Genomic DNA, 19,146 nt, shown 5'->3' on the forward strand with positions numbered 1-19,146 from the left:
ATCATATTGGACGCGTCGACACTGATTAATCTCGCGAACGGCGGGGTGTTGAACGTTGTCCTGAGCCTGACAGGTGTTCGCTTCCTGGTCAGTAGCGTTGTCCGAGGCGAGTCGAAGTCGGTCGTCAGTGCGGTCGATGCCGTGATTGCGGACGGCATTCTCGGTCTGGTGGACGATGACCTGATCTCAATACGAACGTTTCGTGCTGCAAAGGAGAGGCTCGGCCTTGGCGCCGGCGAGACGGAGTGTATTTTGGCGGCCGAGCAGTTGGGCTGCGTCCTGGCGTGTGATGACCTGGCTGCCCGGTCTGCTGCAAAGAAGGCGTTGGGTGCTGACCAGGTACGCGGCAGTATTGGGCTGCTCAGGATGGCGGTCCAGGCCAACATGTTGAACCGCGAAGCCGCGTATCTCGCCTATCAATTGATGCGCAATTGTGGCGGATACCTCCCCGAGTTGTCTCCGGACGATTTCTGACGGCCCGATCAAATTGTCTCGGGTCTCAGACCCAAGGGGTCGTTGCGAAGAGGATTGGGCGACGTCTCAGCGAGAGACAACCTCACGGCCGCGAACGGATTGCCAATCGTCTTCCTGGTACGCGTTGCGGCTTGAAACCATTTTCCGCACGATACGCATTCATGGTCGAGGTGAGGCGTGTACGCAAGCTCCTCAGTGTCAAAGTGTGGTGTCTGGCAATGCGGGCAGTCCAGCGCGACGACCCGTCCCTCGAGGTGTGGCATCGCCTTCTGCGCCATGAAATGGCGTACGTGCTCCGCATCGACACTGATCCCATCAATGACTACCTTAGCGTAAGTGTCGTCGACGGCCGGTAGCTCATCGCTGGATTTGGCAAAGCAATGCAAGTGGATGCCGGTCTCCTCAGGATGGGGTGAGGTCCACACAATCGCTGGATTGGAGCCCCATATTTGTATCCCGCCGGCGTAGTCGTCCTGACGGATATTTATTGTTCGTGGCGCCTTCACCGACCGCCGGTTCCGGGACTCGAATGCCCGATGTAGCGCAGATAAAGGATTGCCAATGCCGGCGACCGTGTCGGAGAACTGGAAGCCGCACCCATGACATTGGTGGCGCCGATGGGGGTGGACCGCGAACCAATCCCTGTCCAGGTGAGCGAAGCCACAATGCGCGCAGAAGACGGGGCGGGTCGCAAAACCAAGTACGCCGGAGACCATGTAGTTGATGGCGTCGACCTCGTCGACTTCCGTCCACTCGTCCGAGATGAGGTCGGTGGCAAATCGGAGGCGCAGCTTCCGGTAGGTCCGGTCGATTTCCTTCATGTCGCCTTGCGCACGTCTGGCATGCACATGGATACCTCGGTCGGTCGGACAGCGTGTCGTGTCATAGACAGCCGGGACGGATCCCCAAAGGGCGACGCCTCCGGAAAAATGCGACAGGTCGAGGTCCAATGTGGCGGATTTGGGAATGGGCCGATCATGTGCCGCAACGCACACAGGCGCCGGCACGCCGTATTTCGCCGTCGCGTTTGCATGATGTGCGAGACACCAGTAGCGATAGCCGCCGTCGCGGCGCTTCCCGACCTGAATGATTTTGCACTTCACGGTTTTCTCTCTCAAGAGTGGATGTTTATTCCAATCACCGTAAGTCGCTATGCGCTGGCAGTGTTGCCCGACTCTGAAATCAAGCGAATTTCGGTTAACCCTTGTTGGCTCGGCCCGCTTCGCTGCATGATGGTGCAAGGTTATGATTATAAAGAAAATGTTGTTCTTGTCATCACGTGCTTCATTTTTGATCGTTCGGCCAATTTATGGCTTTCGTACCGAAGTCAGGCAGGCGGCGGACGCAATCTCCAGCATCGCCTGTTTGTGAAGGTCCGTAGGCGGCAACGCCCGAGATAGAGCGTGTGATCGTCGGAACAAGATTTCGTTGGCTGTCTAGGAATATTTCGACATGACGCGAAATCGTCCGACGTCCCGGCAAGTTTTCGCAAGTCGTCATGCCGATTCAATTCGGCTATACGTACTGCAATCTGTTGTAGCGGATGTGAGGCGTCAGCGACTGACTTCGCGATGGCATGAGATGCACAGGGGCACGTTACTCGTGCACAAACGAAACTCTCAAATATGGTCAAGCATGAAAATGGCAGTTGTGAATGCGTCGGGCGTGGGCCGAGGAATCATTGCGTTTGGTTCCTTGGTCCCCCTGTGGATGTTCAAGCCGCGCCCCGAGAGCACGCTCGGTCTGGCGGACAACACGCCGGTGTTGACATGCCCCGTACCACAGTCAGATGCTCATCACCTGATGACCCAGCACCGCGGGTCATGCTTTAGTCTGAGTCGCATCGATTTGGACGACGGTGTTCTGATGGCAATCCGCCTGCAGTTTGGCGACGTGCAGGTCTGCTGGCTTGCGGAGGCCACCGACCCGCAACTCTGGGAATCAATCGAGCTGTGGAAGCGGGCCGGGCGAGTCCCGACAATGGTCAGCGTTCACGACGGTGAGGGGCGGCGTCAGTTCTTTGGCGTATCGGATATGCCATCGCACGCACCGTCGATGGATGCGGCTTGGTATGGACCGGACAATCTTCCGACCCGATACGATTGGGACAGAATGGCGTCTCTGGTCGCGAACGGGTCCTGGCTGGTCGAGCCGAAGACGGGTATTCAGGGGGACCCGGTACGCCATGTCTTTGCGAATGTGTTGCTCACCAAGCGGCTCGAGCAGTTTGTGGCGTAGAAGTCACGATCGCGGATAGCGTCTTGAGGCGCACCCGGCAAGTCAGACTGTGCAAGTCTAGACCTGATCTATCAGACAGCGTCAGATCAGGTCCGAGATTGCTTCGACGTCACCTCATCAAAGGCCATGATCAACCCAAAGCAGCCGGTCATCGCATTCTCTGGTGTAGACCAAAACCCCGTTCGCCACTGAGTTCGCCTAGCCAGACAGCCATAACAATTCTCCAATGTTATGATCGGATCACGCAGCCGGCTATTGCTACAGTCAGGTCGCGTCGACAAACTCTAATTACGTCGGCGGTAACCGATCAACGCCGGCGCTTGGAAGGATGACATGGACGCATCCCATGCCTACTCAAAAACTGATCTCATGCGGTTGGCCATCGAGGAACACTTAAAGTGCACGCAGTTTCCCCGAGTGGGCGCGGTCGTCGCTAAAGATGGCATCGTACTGTCGACTGGGCACAGAGGCGAGCGCGGCAACCTTCACGCGGAAAGAATTGCTTTAGAGAAGCTCCCCTATGAGGAGCGGCGCGGCGCGACGGTCTATACGACGCTCGAACCATGTGTCGCGCTTCATGATGGCCAGACAGTCGGGTCGTGCGCCGAGTTGCTCATCGAGTCGGGCGTCGCCGAGGTCGTGATCGGCGTGCTGGATCCGAATGCAACCATTTATTCGCAGGGGTACAGAAAGCTGCTCGAGAACAATATCGCCGTAAGCTTTTTCAATCGCAAACTGCGCGCCGCGGTGGAGGAAGAAACCTTCGAGTTCGGGCGCGTCGACAAATTGGTCGGATGCGGCAAGCGCCGCGTACCTGTCGTCCATAGCGGCATTGAACTAACCGTCCAGTTCAGCGAATCCGACACTAGGACAATCCCGATCTCATGGCGTACCTTGCAGCCTACGCATGGCTGCGTCGATCTCGGCAGTCACAACGGTGCTATCAGAGTCGCGGCCGGCGTGCGCGATTTTGGCGATGTGACTGATCCCCAGGTCTTCCGGTTTCCCAGCCACTTTGCCCGCATGACCCAAGGAAAGATCGCAATCGTACAGCCGGAAGGTTCCACTTTTTTTGTCCTGATCCAGTTGCTCCGGTTATTCGACAACGACATCCTATTTCGCTGGGAATGCCGTAACGCTCGCTGAGCTCGTAGGTCGGAACCACCTCGACGCATCTCACAATTTGATGTATGCGAAATGGCCGCTCCTGGCCGAACTGAGTCAGACGATCTGATGCTGTCTGCTTGGTCTAGTCCAGCCTTATACAAGTCAGGCTCTGTGCAATGTCGTCCTTGAAAGACACCGGAAGCGGCGGCCGAATACCGCTCCGCGGCCGGAACTCGCCGATGTCCGCGCTGCGCTCGTCCGTACTTCGGGGGAGGCTGGCTGGTTGTGTCGAGCGCCGGGCAACGCTCGCTATCGTTACCCGCAGTCGTCGGTGTCACGAAGTTTTATCGATTTTGATACGTTTCAATCTCGATGAAACCGGGTGTCGCGGGGCGGCATCAACGCTCTACCATGCTCACGCGGTCGAAGAAATTTGACATCGGGAACGGCGTTCGCGCGCTCATGCCGAGTCGTCGTCAGCCGTCCCGTCGAGCAGACGTTCAGTGACGTCGGTATACGACGTCACCTCGTACAGTTCGCACCACCGTTCCCACACGTAGTCAACATGCAATGATGAGCCCCTCTGGCCGACCAGCTCGTAAATGCGTCCAGTCTGAGTCGTGCCTTGCATACTGACCGGGTCGAACGTCGTTATCGGAGAACTCACCCGTCCGGACGAGTCGAACATATCGACACCAACGAAATGCCGGCTGCCATCCTCCGTCTCGAAGATGCGCCATCGAGCGAGCGGAATCTTTGACAGTTCCGATACGGGGCGCGGTTTCCAGATGGGCATTGCGATCTCCTGGTGGTCGACAGTCCTACCCGTCGGTGCGGTTGTCTGAACCTGGCGGCCCGACCTTCGAACTTACCAATGGGTTGACCGGTGTATGGCGCCGCAAGGAGGCCAGTTCGCCTCGGTCAATCCGACATTGGCCAGCAAGCGTGCCGACAATCTCGTATCCATGGCGCGAGCGAGGTCGGCCAGCCGAATGAGCCGCTTGGGGTGATGTACCTATGTTGGCCGTTGTCTGCGTCATGGCTCGGTACGTCCGGAGCTATTCCGAGGGTTGCCTCGGCTTACGTGGCTTGCTGGCACGCTGACGTGGCTCCGCCTTTCGGGCCAGCATGAGGGGGTTAATCGTTGGTACGGGCGCAATCGTTTCCAGCCACGCTTCGCGTCCAAGGACACGAAGTACGGAGATGAGGGTGCGCAATGACGAGCCGCGGCCGGCTTCGAGATCACGCAGCGCACGGACGCTGATACCCGCACGCGCCGCGAGCGTTGCCTGGAGCAGGTTCCGATGGATGCGGAGAGTCTTCAGATGCTCACCCACTCGTACCTCCATTTCCTCGAGCGTCTGATGTGTCGGCATCGTTCGCGGCGCTACCACTCGAATCTCCTTGTCGAAATTCAGCTTCTTAAAAGGCAGAATTTATCCTCTTATGTGCCGATTCACTGCTTAACCGGCAGAATTCCGCCGGTTATTACGCGGTCTTTGACGTGGCGAACGTCGGCACCCTCTAGGAACCAGAATAGCTGGTTGATTGAAGCGCGTGAGATTGGTTGAGGTGAGCGGATTCGGGAGGCGCCGAGGGGGAATTGCTCGGGAAGGCGAAGTCCTGCGTGAGCCCCCGCGAACAACGCGTGACACCGCTCGGACGTCCAGGACCAGCGCCTTGGTTCGCGCTGCATCGTGGAATTCTGGCGAGTGAGGGGCGGCGGCGCGGAGTCGTATCGGCGTATAGGCAGATAAATTTCATTATCAGTCCATCTCGATATTGCGCTTAAACTGGAGGCTATGAAAACGCGTGAGACCCTTCCTGTCGACGGCGCCGGTTCCGACTTCCCAGACGAAGCGGAGTTGGCCGCATTACGTAGCTGGTATGCCGGCCTGGGTGCGCGGGGCGCCGTCGTACGCTACCTGGGTGACCGAAGAGCCGCCGGCGCATCGTCGCGCAGTATCCTGGGCCGCATCCGCCGGAGATTGGTCGAGTTCGCCGTGCGGCGTCACCGCGATGACCTGGCTGCCGTCTTCGTCGACCGCCCGTCGAAAGCGTCGGCCGACGGGGTGGCGCGTGCGATAGAAACATTACGCAGTCTCCCCGTGCCAGCGCCATTGATTACTGACCCGTTGGACGCATGGTTTCCACCACGCGTTGTCGCGGCACTACGCGCACATGGTGTCTGGACGCTGGCCGACCTGACCGTGCGGATTCCGCGCCGGCGCCGCTGGTGGGGGGCCATTGCAGGGCTTGGCGTGGCCAGTGCCCGTCGCATTGAGCAGTTCTTCGCCGCCCATCCGGCGCTGACGGAACGAGCGCGCGCCCTGATTGTGGCGGCGCCTGCCGGCGATGTCGTGCCGTGGGAGCAACTTCGTGTGCCGCAGGATGTGGATGGTTCTCAAGGGCGGTTTCGTGCGCCCCAAGACGCTTGTCTGCTGAACGCGTCGAACGACTACGAGGCGATCCAGTCCTGGCTGCGGCTGCACGAAACGGCCGCCACGCAGCGCGCCTATCGGAAGGAGGCAGAACGCCTGATCCTGTGGGCGATTGTCGAGCGCAGTTGTGCGCTGTCGTCGCTCAATACCGACGACGCAATCGCGTACAGGGGCTTCCTGCGTCGCCCAACCCCTGTCGAACGGTGGGTTGGGCCGTCGCGACCGCGGCATAGCGTTGAATGGCGACCGTTCACGGGCCCGCTTTCATCCCGCTCGGCGGCGTATGCATTGAATGTACTGTCGGCGCTATTTCGCTGGCTGGTCGAGCAACGTTACGTGCTGGCGAATCCGTTTGCCGGCGTCAAGGTTAAAAGCCACGCCCAGCGTGCCGGGTTGGACGTGTCTCGCGGGTTCTCCGAGGGCGAATGGTTGCTGATCCGGACGCTTGCCGACGGCCTCGAGTGGTCATACGGCTGGAGCGAGCCAGCCGCGCAACGCTTGCGTTTCCTGCTGGACTTCAGCTATGCGACGGGCCTGCGCGCCAGTGAATTGGTCGGCGCAACGCTCGGTGACATCCGGCGCGACGAGCACGGCGATCACTGGTTGCATGTGCTCGGCAAGGGCGGCAAGCTGGGCAAGGTGGCGTTACCGTCACTCGCGCGGACGGCGCTCGATCAGTATCTCGTACAACGCGCGTTGCCTGTCACACCCGCTCGCTGGAACCCGACGACGCCGCTTGTCGGCAGGCTCGATGAAGGTAGCGCCGGCATTGAAAGCACACGGCTTTGGCGCGTGCTGCACAGATTCTTCGCGCTCGTGGCGAAGGCTGTCCAGGACGAACGACCTGCGACGGCTGAGAAGTTGCGCCGCGCGAGCCCCCATTGGATGCGACATACGCATGCGTCGCACGCGCTAGCGCGGGGCGCCGAACTCATCATGGTCCGCGATAACCTGCGTCATGCCTCAATCTCAACGACGTCGACCTATCTGCATAGCGACGAAGTGAAGCGGGCCCGGCAGTTCGATCAGGCGTTCAGTGCAGGTGACTTCAAGCGATAGCCTTCCTGCGCATCTCGACACGGTCCAGCGAGTTTGGTAGTGAATTTCTCCTTGCCAATTTAAGCGGCAGCGTCTGGCCGTCGGTCGGAGAGGAGCTAGCGCGCGTGCGCCCGAGTCGCCGCTATTGGCTTTGGGGGTAACGCGGTATTTCAGTTGTTTGTTAAAAGGATATTAGGAAAAGTAATAATTTTTCCGCACTGCGGAATTATTTGCGCGTCGCATCACAGGATGTTGTTGCGATCTATGCGGTATATTATTCAGAAAACGGATTGCTAGATTTTACAGAAACTATTTTTTCAAGAAATTGATTTTCTTGGTAAGCGTAAAATTTCGTCAGAAAGCGTGAGGAGAGAGATTATCCGGGGCGAAGTAAGCCGTCGACGCGATGTTTCAGGTGCACTTTCGAGTACCGATAAGATCATGTGAAATTCACATGTCGTCAACAGTGACTCCAGTTAACTTCCCGGAAAGCACCGCCTGGTCTGGAAAGGCACATCCACGGACAATGATGGTATACCACTTGGCGAAGACAACAACTACGAGTTTTGTCGCTCCCTCCGTTGTTGATTTAAATTTATCCGTGCTATCGACGGACCGCGGTAGTTAACAAAAACTAAGCGTTCCAGTGGAACGCAGTGGAGCTAGTCTAGATCCGTTTGCCGGTTCGTTTTGATAGGGGCGTTGATCTGATATATGCGTCATGCCACGCTGTCTTGGAAGCGTGCGCAACATTTGTCGATCTTGAAATGCGCGAAGTGAGACCTAGACTCCGTTCCGCGGATGGGCCAACCGATGTACCGTGAGCTGGCATGGGGCCGCCAATAGCATGTGCGGATAGGGTTGAATCGGAGGAGCGCAGGAGGATCATCATGAGTTCCAGAACGCTGACGATGCGAGAGGGTACGCTGGCTCGAAAACTCGCGGAACAGGCACGTGCGAACAGGGCCGGCGAGTACCGGCGCTGGATACACACGAGAGACATGCCTGGCTCGGGTGTCAAGACACGGTTGTATTGTGAGAAGGCACCTGCAGACGAAGTCCATCTCATGTCCGAGGCTGAACATGCTGTCTTCCTGGAAGCGTGGTGGCGGTCCGATGTCGTCGCAATACTTGATCAGTGCGCGCTCAATCGGGACAAGACGCAGCGGGCTGCTGCTGAGCTCAACATCGACCATCCAACGTATCGGCGGACGGGCGAGCCAGCCGTCCTGAGTACCGATCTAGTGCTTCTCGTCCGAAGTGGAAACTCGTACCACCGTGAGGTGCTTTCGGTTAAAGGAGTTTGGCCACGGGGAATCCGTCCATTGACGCGCTGTCAGGAAATTGAACGAAGGACGTGGGAGAACGAGGGGGCGAGATACAAAGCAGTGGTGGCCTATGGCATGCACGCAGACAGGTCGAAGAACCTGGCGTGGATCTTCCGTGCGGCCAACGACATGCTCGGACGCGATCTTAGTGACGCGGAATTGACCGCGCAACGAGCCCTGTATCAGCTCGTTCGCCGGCAGCCATCGATGTCGGTGATAGAGGCGTGCCGTAACGTCGACCGCTCGCTTGCTATCCCAGTCGGCTCGGGGGTAAGGGCGTTCCGGCAACTGGCGGCACTGAAGCGCATTCGATTCAATCTCGATACCGTAGATCCGCTCAGAATTATGCTGACAGAAATTTCGGTGTGTCCGACAGGGCTTTCACACTGACACTCAGCATCCGCGGCACGTCAGGGGGTGACGATGTCACCAAAAACAACGTTCCCGACAGCGATCGCGGTCGGCGATGTGCTCAAGGAGTGCAATGGCGAGCGCATATACATTGTCCTGAAAACCGGTGCTGGTCAGCGATGGACCCATCTCATCGATATCGAGTATCAAAAGGAGTCCGCCGCTCACCACCACGCTCAGCCCTTCAAACTCAAGACTGAAGAGGTGCTGCTCAGGCTGTCTCCAAACGTGGAGGCGGAACTTGCGCTTGAGAAGTTGCCGGGATTGCCCGTCGTAGTGTCCGAGCGAAGGCGCAAACCCTGCTTTGTGCACACGAGGCGGTCCGACAAGTATCGCGAAATAGCCAAAGACCCCACTCTCTCGAAGGGCTGGAAGCTCATTGAGGCGTTGCTCACATTTGATCAGCCAGCAGCCCGTGACGACGGCTCACCGGCGTTGGCCTCGATTCATGGTGATGCCTTCGAAGAACTGCTTCATCGTGAAACGCGCGCTAAGCGCATCGCACGCTGCGCCGAAGTCGTGCATGTCTCGATAGACACACTGCGCCGAGTCGTCAGGCGTTTCTTTCAGCGCGGGATGACACCTGCTGCGGCAGCGGACGACTACGACCGATGCGGAGGGCGGGGCAAGCAGCGCAACTGGCAACGTCGCCCGGGACGTAAGGCAACCAAACGGCTGCTGAGCGCCTCAGCCAGGAGCGAAGAGGTTCGGCAGTTGCTTCAACTGGCGGCTGACTACTATCTTTCGTTTGAGTATGCGAAGGGAAAGCGAGCGCAGAAATCAATGGAAGCGGCTTTGGACTGGCTGCGCGCTACGTTCCTTTGCGACCGGGTTGTCTACAACGACAAACGGGAGATGGTCGAGCTGACGCTTAGTCGAAAGATTGTACTCACACGTCGACAGCTACAGTATTACATCTGGCAGAACTATTCTTACGAAGTTATTCGAATTCACAGGGTCGGGAGGAAGAAATATATCCTCCATGAGCGACCTCTAATTGGGAAACTAAGAAACTCTCGTGGACCTGGCGAGAAATTTCACATTGATGCGACGATCGTTGATATTTATCTCGTTGGAAAGATTCTCCGGACGACAGTGATCGGTAGGCCGACGCTTTACTTAGTGATTGACGATTCATCTACGTTGGTTGCTGGATTCTATGTAACGTTCGATCCGCCTAGCTGGAATGGTGCAATGATGGCACTCGTCAACGCTATTTCCCCAAAAGTGGAGTTTTGCCGATCACTTGGCATTGAAATTACTGAGAGTATCTGGCCCGCTCAACATCTATGTGAGGTTTTGTATGCAGATCAAGGGGAGGTGAGTAGTGTCCACAAAGCAAGTCCGCTGATCAAAGAATTTCGAGTTGAGCTTGCGAATGCTCCCGCGTATCGCCCTGATTTGCGTAGTGTAATGGAGCGGCGGTTTGGGATTATTCCGGCAATCTGGAGCTCGGTGTTGCCTGGAATCGTTGAGAAAGATTCTTTGGATCGCGGAGTCGAACATCCGGCATGTCACGCCGCGCTCAATATACACGAGCTGCGGCAGGCCGTCCTTCGCGCGGTTCTGAGTTACAACCGACATCCCATTCGTGGATATCCCACTCCTCCAGAAATGGTGGAGGCAGGGCGCGCGCCCAGTCCCTTGGAACTATGGACATACGGTATGGAAACAAACGGTTACGGACGGCATATAGATGTCGTGGATTTCCGCGTGAAGGTAACGCGGCCAGATAAAGGAGCAATTGACGGATCAGGCATTAGATACAACGGCTTGCATTATAAGTGCTCTGATTTGTCAGTTGTTGAACGACAAGCGATGTATCGAGGCAAGAGCAGGACTAAGTCGACCGTGGAAATTCGTTACGATTCAGCGGACAACAGCAGCATTGACCTCCTCGGGTTGGGGGCGCCAATTTCATGCCCACTAATAGAGGGCGAGCGAGATAAGTTCGCGGGCCTTACGCACCAGGAGCTGGAGCTCTATAGGGCGCTTAACTCGACCAATATTGCTATGGCCGATGAGGCGGGAGAGGCTGACAGAGCGATGGCAGCTTACAACATCGCAAAGATAGGTCATGACGCGGTCGCGGTGACGAAAGCGGCATTGAAGGCCTCTGGGATGCGTTGCGTCGATATCAAGCATATGGAAGAAATGCGTCAAGTTGAGCGTGCGATTGATGACCGTCCAGCGGGCACGACGGAAAGCGAGCGAACGCAATCCGAAAAATCCGGCTCTGTTAAGAGGAAGGTCTCAAAGAACAAGAATTCCGGTGCCCCACAGTCAGCGACCGCCCGAGCGGAGACCTACGACGGTGAAGGGGATGCAAGTAACGAGGCGGTGGATGCTGGTAGCTCATCGACGCGGAAGAGCGGTCGATTGACGGCCAAAGAGTTGCGTGAGGAACGAGTTAGAACGCTGCTTGAGACGCTTGATAAGTAGGAGCTAGCGATGATCACCACAGAGGCGAAGAAGGTTGCCAGGCCTGACCGCGTTGACACGCAAACGCCGGTGAGGCAATGCGAGCAATTCGTAGAGGCGGAATATTATCAAGGCGACCTGCCACCAGAGTACAAGAGCAACCCGCTCATCTCGGCCCTGGGTCCGCTATGGGACAGTAAGTCGATTATGCGGGCACTTTCCGTTCCAGTTGCATGGTCAGCCTCGGAATGTTTGAGATCAGATGAGTATCGCTTACATGTCATTGGCCGTTTGTCGCGCTTGGTCGTTCCAGTGCCTGCAAGTTTGCAAGTTGCCAATCTGATACAGACGATTATCCGGCAAAATTACGTCGGGCAAAGCTCAATCGTAGAGAATTCTGAAGAGATTGGCGACAGATATAGAAGTACGCAGAATGGCGAGTTGATTCCAATATATGACCACGCACGCTCGCACGCATATTGTGCGGGAATATTTGGATTATCTGGCGCGGGAAAATCAACCGTGATTGAGGATGCGCTGAGGTTGATGCCAAAGGTGATAAGGCACAGTAAATTTGGGTTGATGCAGGTAGTTGCTATAAAGGTTGATTGCCCTACAAGTGCAAGTCTAAAGGATACGATAAAGTCAATAATCGGAGCATATGATGAGCTACTTGGAACGCGATACCTGGATGAGCTTAAATCTGGGGCCACATTGGAAGATTGCGCAAACAAGCTGTACCGAATCGCTCGGCGACATAGGACGGGATTAATCATTCTTGACGAAATACAAAATGCACTTCGAGCAATATCGAGAGCTGATCCTCTGTTCGACTTCTTTGTTGGTTTTGCAAACTGCGGAGGCGTCCCTATTATCGCAAGTGGTACTCCGAAGGCTCAAAGATTGTTTCGAAAAACTCTAAGGTTGGCCCGGCGAATTAGCAGTCGTGGTGTTATTGAGTGGGTCGGGATGAGAAATTTGAAAGATTGGAAAATATTCTGCGACCAATTGGGGAAGTATCAATGGCTCAAAAATGCAGAGCCGTTGTCTTTGGCAGTTAGGGGTGCGTTATATGAAATGTCTCAAGGGTTGCCGGGGATTGCAATTCCGCTGTATCAGCTTGCTCAGGAAAGTGCGATCTATACTGGCGTCGAAAAAATCACCGTGGAAATTTTGCGAGATGTCTATGAGGAACACATGGGGTCATTAAAGCCGATAGTATCAGCAATTGGATCGAATGATAAATCACGGATGTCACAATATGAGGATTTATTGAGTGACACATTAAACGATATTGTTGCCTCCATGGAGGCAGAGGCGAAGCGTTACATGTACACTGAGTCCGCTATTCAGCACGATCAGGAGGAGTCAGCGATTGATGCAGTTTCGAGATTGCTGCTTCTGGGGATTCCCGAGGATGTCGCATCATCGCTTATAAACACGGTGCAAAGAGAATTTCCCGCTGCTTCAACAGAAAAATTGAGTGATGAGGCCGCGCGACGTTACTATCTAAGACGGTCGTCGCAGGGTTCTAAAATATGAAAAATGTCGAGGAGTGATTTGCAGGGGGAAATTGCGATTCAAATAAATTTTCGATCGTTAATCGGAGTGTTTCAATGTCTGGGCTGAGTTGTTGGGTTCGGCAAATTAATTAACCGAGCCGTGATTGCGTAATGTGATTGAGTTAACCTACATATGGGTGGGTGATGGCGGTCGCACTATTTCCTCTTTGCGAAGGCGAAACTCTGGGTAGCAACTTTGGGCGTTATGCAGAATTCATTGGGCTCAAATCGACAGCAAGACTTAGAGTTCATCTTTTCGGCTACGTTGGCAAGCCAAGCGCAAAATTGCCAAGTTCGATCTCTCGACTTGCTGAGCAGGCGCGTGACTACTGGAACGTAAGTGGTGAATACATAGTTAAAAATCACACTGAATTTTGGTACGCAACAAGGGTCGTCTCCCCCTCATTGCGGGAAGAGATATTGAAGAACATGTTGTGTCCACCTGAAAGAGGTTCAGCAGGCCGATTGAGCGCGTATGGCAGGGGTTTTGATTGTGTTGCAGGGTTGCGATACTGTGAAGATTGTCTGGCTGAGTGGAGGTGCAAGGGTATTGAGCCATATTGGAAGGTGGGTCATCAATTGCCGGGTGTATATTATTGTGAAGAGCATTTAACTGCCTTAAAGGTGGTGGATCCAATAAAATCCGACCGTAACCTTGATCTAACTGTCAGGCGATGCAAAGGGGCTCTTGATCAAGTGATCGTTAAAGCGCTGTCGCAATCTGAGGCGACGGCAATTAAATATCTTGCGAAATTGAGTGCTTCAAAAAATGAGGTATATGAAATTATACCTCTGGAAGAAAAATATCGAGATTTGTTGCGTTGCGGTGGATTTTTGAGGCCGGATTTAACTATAAAAAGGGATGTCCTTGTCGCTGAGTGGATGGGATATTTTGGATCTGAGTACTGCCATTTATCCGGAATAAATATGCGGCGAATCATGAAATGGTCGTTTGGTCTTCAAAAACGTGCCGGTGATGGTCAGTTTATACATCCGTTCATGTTCGTCGCTGCTGAATCGTTTCTTGAAAATCGTGTTGCATCGCCTGGATCATTTGTGCCTGCCCCTCGTAGGAAGTTGATCCCGGTGAAAGGTGGGAGCGTATCTTTCGCAAACTCGGATCTGCTACCTTGCTCTGGGGTTCTGCATCGAAGATGTGATACTTACACGGCTGAGGGTCTTTTAATAAGATCTGGTGGGTGGAAGGTGGTTTGTTCGTGTGGAATATCATATCGAGTGAAAGATGCATCCCAGGTTGGGGTGTTGACCATGACTCCATTTGCTTACGGGGCAAGATATCGTAGGAGGTTCAATAAGCTATTGGAGATGGGGTTGTGCCCAAAGAAAGCGGCGCTCGAGTTGAATATTGGTGAATCAACTGGACTGGCTTGGGCACATAGGAGCAGACCAGAACAACGAAAACCTCTATCTATTTCGGAAGTCAAAAAACTTCGCGGAGAGTGGCGGCGTCTCATTGATGAAGCTCCCCTTACATCGCGCATTTCGTCGGCGCAGCGCGAAAATCCCCGTGTGTATGAGGCGCTTCGCAAAGATGATCATGCGTGGTTCGTTCGCTTTAACCGAAGCCATCGATCATGGCGTACTGAGGCGCCATTTCACATAAATGGCGTGGATTTAGAGGGCGACAGAGTCAGAAAGGCCTATTTCGAAATTATGCAGATAGAGCCCCCAGTTCGAGCAAGTCGAGCTGCTATTCTCGAAAGAGCTGGGTTACCTCTACATTTGGCTTCAGAAAGCTACGCACGATCTCCACTTTGGGCGGAGTTGACTGAGAGCCGTGAAGATCACCGTGAAAGAGTGATTTCATGGATTGGCTCGATGGCACTGAAATATAACTTGCGAAGGGGTAATCGTGCGATCGACGAGATGATCCGGGGTACAGGATTGGCGATGAAGAGCTTTACCGCTGAGCAGAAGGCGAGGATCCGGGGATTCGTATCGCAGCGTCCACGTGATGATGCATGACTGATCGATTTGGTTCAGGCGGGAAATTTCGGACGTTAAATGTTGCGATGCAGCATATTATTTGCTCGGATCGATATGTCACGAATTTGGATTGCCTTAATAGGCGCGGTAGGCGCAGACTTTGTGGCTTCGTGAGATGGTGTTTTTGTTGGTTGGTGTCGATAACCTGCAAACATTGCAATCCTTGAGCCGTTGCAATCTCGATCAACTCCTAGCGTCTCACCGAAAAATTACGGCAGACATTGTTGTACGCCCATAGCGAGCACCGCGTCGGTGGACGGCGACGTGAACACTTCGCCGCAGACGGCCGCGCTCAGCATCCCTTCGCCGACATAACCGCCGTGCGCGGGCTCGTGGCCGCTGCCGCCGCCGGAGAGGACGGCGACGGGGCGTTGCGCCGGCTCGGGCAGCGGCTGGCGGACGAGCACATGCTCGTCGCCGAGGATCGCGACATGCGGCGACTGTCGCGCGATGCCTTCCAGCATTTCTCGGACGACATCGGACGGGCGGTTGACAAGCTTTTTCATGGCGACGGGTTCCGGACGGTTGAACGAGGCATGGCCGGGCCCGCACGGGCGCCGGACGGCCTTTCGTGTTGCGGAGGATCGTGCGTGCGGCCTGTCGCCGGGCCCGGGCGGTCATGCAACGGACGACCGGATGCGGGAGGGGAACGAGGCGCGCGCCTCGCGCCACGATACATCAGGTTCGGACCCTGCCGCACGGATCGCGGCGCGAAACGCGCCGGAGCGGGCCGGCGGCGTGCTCCCATGCGCGGCTACTTCATTGCCGCGATCTCCTTCGCGCGAATCAGCCTGGCGCGCAGCACGTTGCGGCTGATGCCGAGCAGCCGTGCGGCCTGGATCTGGTTGCGGTGGCTGAAATCGAACGCAACGCGCATCACGGTGTCCTCGATGAGCTCGAACAGGTTGCCGTGATCCTCGTCGAACAGCGCACGCAGCGCGCGTTCGAGTGCAGCCTGCGCGCCGGTTGCCGGGCCGGGTTCCTGCGCCTGTGCATGCACGGCGGCGGTCGTCACGTCGGGCGCCGCGAGATGCAGGTCGGCCTCCTGCAGTGCGTCGTGGCGGCTCACGAGCAGCGCGTGATGGATCACGTTCTCGAGTTCGCGGATATTGCCGGGCCAGCCGTATGCCTGGAGCCGGCGCTCGGCGCGCGGGTCGATGCTGCGCGGCCCGTAGCCGAGGCGGCTCCGGTAGTCGTCGAAGAAGTGGCGCGCGAGCGGCAGGATGTCGCCGGGGCGTTCGCGCAACGTCGGCACCGCGAGCTGCACGACGTTGAGCCGGTAGAACAGGTCGCCGCGAAACTGCCCGTGCGCGACGGCCTGCTGCAGATCGACGTTGGTCGCGGCAACCACGCGCACGTCGATCGGCACGCCCGTGCGCGAGCCGAGCCGCACGACCTCGCGCTCCTGCAGCACGCGCAGCAGCTTGACCTGCATCGACAGCGGCAGGTCGCCGATCTCGTCGAGAAACAGCGTGCCGCCGTTCGCGGCTTCGAACCAGCCGGGCTTCGCGCTGAACGCGCCCGTAAACGCGCCCTTCTCGTGGCCGAACAGTTCGCTCTCGACGAGCGTCTCGGAGAAGGCGCCGCAGTTCACCGCGACGAACGGCCCGTTGCTGCGGCGACTGAGGCCGTGCACGTGCCGCGCGATCAGTTCCTTGCCGGTGCCGGTCTCGCCGACGATCAGCACGTTCGCGTCGCTCGGCGCGACCAGGCGAATCCGTTCGAGCAGCGCGACCGAGCGCGGATCGACGAACACCTGCGCGCGGGCGCGAATGGACGTCGCCAGCGCGGGCCGGTCGGGCAGCGTGAGGACGGGCGCGGCGTCGGGCCACGCATCGGACGGGGAGCGGTTCACGAGTAGAAGCCCGGCGTCGGCCAGGTTCGCTTGAGCGCCCATTCGCCGATCTCGCGAATCTTGTACGCGAGCGGATCGTGGAGCGTATGGGTGCGCAGGTTGCGCCAGTGCCGGTCGAGCCGCAGCGCGCCATGCGTCGCGCGCGCGCCGGCGACGTCGAACATGCGCGTGCAGAGGTCGAGCCCGGTGCGGGTGGCCGACACCTTTGCAGCGGCCGTGGCAAGCGCGACCTCGCCGCGCTCCGCATGCGTGAGCGCCGCATCGCGCGCCCACGCGGCGTCGAGGCGATCCGCCGCGCGGTCGGCGAGCACGCGTGCGGCTTCGAGCCCGACCCAGAATTCGCCGTACTGGCCGAGGATGTACGGATCGTCGCCGGTGCTCGCGACCTGCGCGCCGGGCCACGGCCGCGCTTCGTGCAGCGTGTAGTGCCGCGCGTCGCCGAACGCGGCTTCGGCGATGCCGAGATACACGTTCGTCAGCACGAGCTGCGCGACGAGCGGGCGCAGGCACGCGAACGGCGTCGACAGCGGGCCCGGGTCCGTCAGCAGTTCGTGTTCCTCGACGCGCACTTTCTCGAACGTGACCGTGCCGCTGTCGGTCTGTCGCTGGCCGATGTTGTTCCAGTCGTCGGCGATCGAGATGCCGCTGCGCTGCGTCGGCACGGCCGCGATCAGGAACGCGCGCGTCTGCGCGTCGTGCGCGGACGCGATCAGCATCTGCGAATCGAGCGCCCCCGAACAAAAACTCTTCTGGCCGCTGAATTCGTGCCATGCGCCGCGCGAACGGCTGACCGTGCGTTCGTCGAGCGGATTCAGCGCATTGCCCCAGAACCACCGCTGGCGGGCGGTTCGCTCGAACCACGATTCCCACTGCGCGGGCGTGCCGAACAGCCGCACGGTCGCGAGCATCAGGTGATGGAAGCCGAACACGTGCGCGAGCGAACTGTCGGCGGCCGCGAGCACGCGGACCGCGTCGAAGGTCGTGCGCCAGCTTGCGCCGAGGCCGCCGTAGGCGGCGGGGATGCTCAACGCGAGGAGGCCGCTGTCGCGCAACTGGTCGCGCTCGGCCTTCGGCGTGCCGCCCTGCTGGTCGCGTTCGGCCGCAGTTCGTGCAAAGCCGGCCGCCAGGCGCCCGGCGGTTTGCAGTGCGTCGGGAGGAGCCGGTTCGTCGCGGGACGGCGCGACGACGCGCAGGCTTTCCGCGCGGGGCGATACGGAAATGGATGTCATGGCGATGAATGCGTCGGGTCGCTGCACGAAAACGGCCAGGCTGCATCGGGCGTTGCCGACCGGGTGCTGCGTGATCAGCAGAGTGTTCAACGTTTTGCGCAACGCGGGAAACATCGATTTCTGATAACCAATGCCGGATTGCTGCGCTGGACGCCGCGCGCCTGCCGGAATCCCTGCGGAAGCGGAAAAATGCGTCCGCCGCACACGGCGCTGCTGATTACGCAGCAGTGCATCAGCAGCGCTGTTTCCCCCAGTTCATCGTGCTGCGGAATATGGTTGTGATGCCGTGGCTGGCACGCTTATCAACGTGTGCCGATCGGCGGGAGTGCCGCGACAGGTCGTCGATCGCGATGCATTTCGTCATGCAGACGATCGCTTTTTCATCGCCTTCGTCGAAATGGCACGCTCCTTGCTGACCCATTTCGTGGCGGGTGCATCGGCACCCGATTCGACAATGGGAATGCAACCGATGAGCAATGCAATCAACGTGGTCGCGATATCGGGCGGCCTGCAACGGCCGTCGCGCACGCTGGCGCTGACCGACGCGATCGTCGCGGCACTCGGCGCCGCGCTGCCGATCGACGCGCGGCTGATCGAACTCGGCGAGATCGGCAGCCGGCTGGCCGGCGCGCTGGCGCGCGCGCAGGTGCCGGCCGACCTCGACGCGCAGATCCGTGCGATCGAGACGGCCGATGCGCTCGTCGTCGCGAGCCCCGTGTATCGCGCGTCGTACACGGGCCTCTTCAAGCACCTGTTCGACCTTGTGCATCACGAGGCGCTGGTCGACGTACCCGTGCTGCTCGCCGCCACCGGCGGCAGCGAGCGTCATGCGCTCGTGATCGACCATCAGCTCCGGCCGCTGTTCAGCTTCTTCCAGGCACGCACGCTGCCGATCGGCGTGTATGCGTCCGAAAGCGATTTCGACCAGTACCAGATCGCGAGCCCGGCGCTGCGTGCGCGCATCGCACTCGCCGTCGATCGCGCGGTGCCGCAGCTGCGCCCGCATGCGCTTTCCGTCGCGGCCGCTTAGGCCGC

15 protein-coding genes and 1 pseudogene are annotated in these 19,146 nt (G+C 57.9%); 9 read left to right on the plus strand and 7 right to left on the minus strand.

The features are described from left to right. Positions 1-6: 6 nt before the first annotated feature. Complete coding sequence (locus tag VK92_RS02010; RefSeq protein ID WP_131723335.1) at positions 7-474, plus strand: hypothetical protein; 468 nt, start codon at positions 7-9, stop codon at positions 472-474. A gap of 8 nt (positions 475-482) precedes the next feature. Here VK92_RS02010 and VK92_RS02015 read toward each other — a convergent pair whose 3' ends face one another. Further along, on the minus strand, positions 483-1,577 hold the full coding sequence (locus tag VK92_RS02015) for a hypothetical protein (RefSeq protein WP_231616428.1): 1,095 nt from the start codon (positions 1,575-1,577) through the stop codon (positions 483-485). A 532-nt stretch (positions 1,578-2,109) separates the two neighbouring features. Between VK92_RS02015 and VK92_RS02020 the strand changes: the two genes are divergently transcribed. Then, positions 2,110-2,712 (plus strand): hypothetical protein, encoded by a 603-nt coding sequence (locus tag VK92_RS02020; RefSeq protein WP_048468162.1) that lies wholly within the window; start codon positions 2,110-2,112, stop codon positions 2,710-2,712. A gap of 333 nt (positions 2,713-3,045) precedes the next feature. After that, complete coding sequence (locus VK92_RS02025; RefSeq protein ID WP_053077903.1) at positions 3,046-3,858, plus strand: CMP deaminase; 813 nt, start codon at positions 3,046-3,048, stop codon at positions 3,856-3,858. A gap of 421 nt (positions 3,859-4,279) precedes the next feature. On the opposite strand, the gene VK92_RS02030 is transcribed toward VK92_RS02025, so the two are convergent. Both VK92_RS02030 and VK92_RS02035 read right to left on the minus strand, forming a co-directional pair. Then, positions 4,280-4,615, minus strand: a complete 336-nt coding sequence (locus VK92_RS02030) for a hypothetical protein (protein ID WP_048028822.1) — start codon at positions 4,613-4,615, stop codon at positions 4,280-4,282. Positions 4,616-4,877: 262 nt separating this feature from the next. Beyond that, a complete protein-coding gene (locus VK92_RS02035; RefSeq protein ID WP_048028824.1) occupies positions 4,878-5,195 on the minus strand; it encodes a helix-turn-helix transcriptional regulator in 318 nt (105 codons plus the stop codon). A 426-nt stretch (positions 5,196-5,621) separates the two neighbouring features. Between VK92_RS02035 and VK92_RS02040 the strand changes: the two genes are divergently transcribed. The 5 genes from VK92_RS02040 (at position 5,622) to VK92_RS39370 (ending at position 15,006) form a co-directional block, all read left to right on the plus strand. Continuing rightward, positions 5,622-7,319, plus strand: a complete 1,698-nt coding sequence (locus VK92_RS02040) for a phage integrase family protein (protein WP_048028826.1) — start codon at positions 5,622-5,624, stop codon at positions 7,317-7,319. Positions 7,320-8,188: 869 nt separating this feature from the next. Next, complete coding sequence (locus VK92_RS02045; RefSeq protein ID WP_048028828.1) at positions 8,189-9,016, plus strand: TnsA endonuclease C-terminal domain-containing protein; 828 nt, start codon at positions 8,189-8,191, stop codon at positions 9,014-9,016. Positions 9,017-9,049: 33 nt separating this feature from the next. After that, complete coding sequence (locus VK92_RS02050) at positions 9,050-11,479, plus strand: integrase (RefSeq protein WP_048028868.1); 2,430 nt, start codon at positions 9,050-9,052, stop codon at positions 11,477-11,479. 9 nt (positions 11,480-11,488) lie between these two features. Further along, positions 11,489-13,000, plus strand: a complete 1,512-nt coding sequence (locus VK92_RS39365; protein ID WP_082163813.1) for an ATP-binding protein — start codon at positions 11,489-11,491, stop codon at positions 12,998-13,000. 164 nt (positions 13,001-13,164) lie between these two features. Then, positions 13,165-15,006, plus strand: coding sequence for a TnsD family Tn7-like transposition protein (locus VK92_RS39370; RefSeq protein WP_082163814.1), 1,842 nt, complete (start codon positions 13,165-13,167; stop codon positions 15,004-15,006). A gap of 257 nt (positions 15,007-15,263) precedes the next feature. On the opposite strand, the pseudogene VK92_RS02055 reads toward VK92_RS39370, so the two are convergent. The 4 genes and pseudogenes from VK92_RS02055 to VK92_RS41455 form a co-directional block, all read right to left on the minus strand. Further along, a pseudogene (locus tag VK92_RS02055) lies at positions 15,264-15,533 on the minus strand (dihydroxyacetone kinase subunit DhaK); the annotation flags it as partial. A gap of 248 nt (positions 15,534-15,781) precedes the next feature. Then, a complete protein-coding gene (locus VK92_RS02060; RefSeq protein ID WP_053077904.1) occupies positions 15,782-16,924 on the minus strand; it encodes a sigma-54 interaction domain-containing protein in 1,143 nt (380 codons plus the stop codon). Next, complete coding sequence (locus VK92_RS02065; RefSeq protein ID WP_048028872.1) at positions 16,879-18,111, minus strand: acyl-CoA dehydrogenase family protein; 1,233 nt, start codon at positions 18,109-18,111, stop codon at positions 16,879-16,881. Before VK92_RS02065 ends, VK92_RS02060 begins: the two co-directional genes overlap by 46 nt. A 232-nt stretch (positions 18,112-18,343) precedes the next feature. Then, a complete protein-coding gene (locus VK92_RS41455) occupies positions 18,344-18,532 on the minus strand; it encodes a hypothetical protein (protein ID WP_156190758.1) in 189 nt (62 codons plus the stop codon). A 48-nt stretch (positions 18,533-18,580) separates the two neighbouring features. Between VK92_RS41455 and msuE the strand changes: the two genes are divergently transcribed. Next, positions 18,581-19,141, plus strand: a complete 561-nt coding sequence (gene msuE, locus VK92_RS02070; RefSeq protein WP_048028873.1) for an FMN reductase — start codon at positions 18,581-18,583, stop codon at positions 19,139-19,141. Positions 19,142-19,146: the final 5 nt, after the last annotated feature.

Origin of the sequence: Burkholderia sp. LK4, from assembly GCF_001043615.1 — a bacterium.
In the GTDB taxonomy this organism is placed as follows: domain Bacteria; phylum Pseudomonadota; class Gammaproteobacteria; order Burkholderiales; family Burkholderiaceae; genus Burkholderia; species Burkholderia cepacia.

What these genes read in the sequence shown, in the direction of transcription:
- VK92_RS02020 (WP_048468162.1), top strand. Translation starts at nt 2,110, where the DNA reads ATGAAAATGGCAGTTGTGAATGCGTCGGGCGTGGGCCGAGGAATCATT.
- VK92_RS02025 (WP_053077903.1), top strand. Translation starts at nt 3,046, where the DNA reads ATGGACGCATCCCATGCCTACTCAAAAACTGATCTCATGCGGTTGGCC.
- VK92_RS02030 (WP_048028822.1), bottom strand. Translation starts at nt 4,615, where the DNA reads ATGCCCATCTGGAAACCGCGCCCCGTATCGGAACTGTCAAAGATTCCG.
- VK92_RS02035 (WP_048028824.1), bottom strand. Translation starts at nt 5,195, where the DNA reads ATGCCGACACATCAGACGCTCGAGGAAATGGAGGTACGAGTGGGTGAG.
- VK92_RS02040 (WP_048028826.1), top strand. Translation starts at nt 5,622, where the DNA reads ATGAAAACGCGTGAGACCCTTCCTGTCGACGGCGCCGGTTCCGACTTC.
- VK92_RS02045 (WP_048028828.1), top strand. Translation starts at nt 8,189, where the DNA reads ATGAGTTCCAGAACGCTGACGATGCGAGAGGGTACGCTGGCTCGAAAA.
- VK92_RS02050 (WP_048028868.1), top strand. Translation starts at nt 9,050, where the DNA reads ATGTCACCAAAAACAACGTTCCCGACAGCGATCGCGGTCGGCGATGTG.
- VK92_RS39365 (WP_082163813.1), top strand. Translation starts at nt 11,489, where the DNA reads ATGATCACCACAGAGGCGAAGAAGGTTGCCAGGCCTGACCGCGTTGAC.
- VK92_RS39370 (WP_082163814.1), top strand. Translation starts at nt 13,165, where the DNA reads ATGGCGGTCGCACTATTTCCTCTTTGCGAAGGCGAAACTCTGGGTAGC.
- VK92_RS02060 (WP_053077904.1), bottom strand. Translation starts at nt 16,924, where the DNA reads ATGGGCGCTCAAGCGAACCTGGCCGACGCCGGGCTTCTACTCGTGAAC.
- VK92_RS02065 (WP_048028872.1), bottom strand. Translation starts at nt 18,111, where the DNA reads ATGACATCCATTTCCGTATCGCCCCGCGCGGAAAGCCTGCGCGTCGTC.
- VK92_RS41455 (WP_156190758.1), bottom strand. Translation starts at nt 18,532, where the DNA reads ATGGGTCAGCAAGGAGCGTGCCATTTCGACGAAGGCGATGAAAAAGCG.
- msuE (WP_048028873.1), top strand. Translation starts at nt 18,581, where the DNA reads ATGAGCAATGCAATCAACGTGGTCGCGATATCGGGCGGCCTGCAACGG.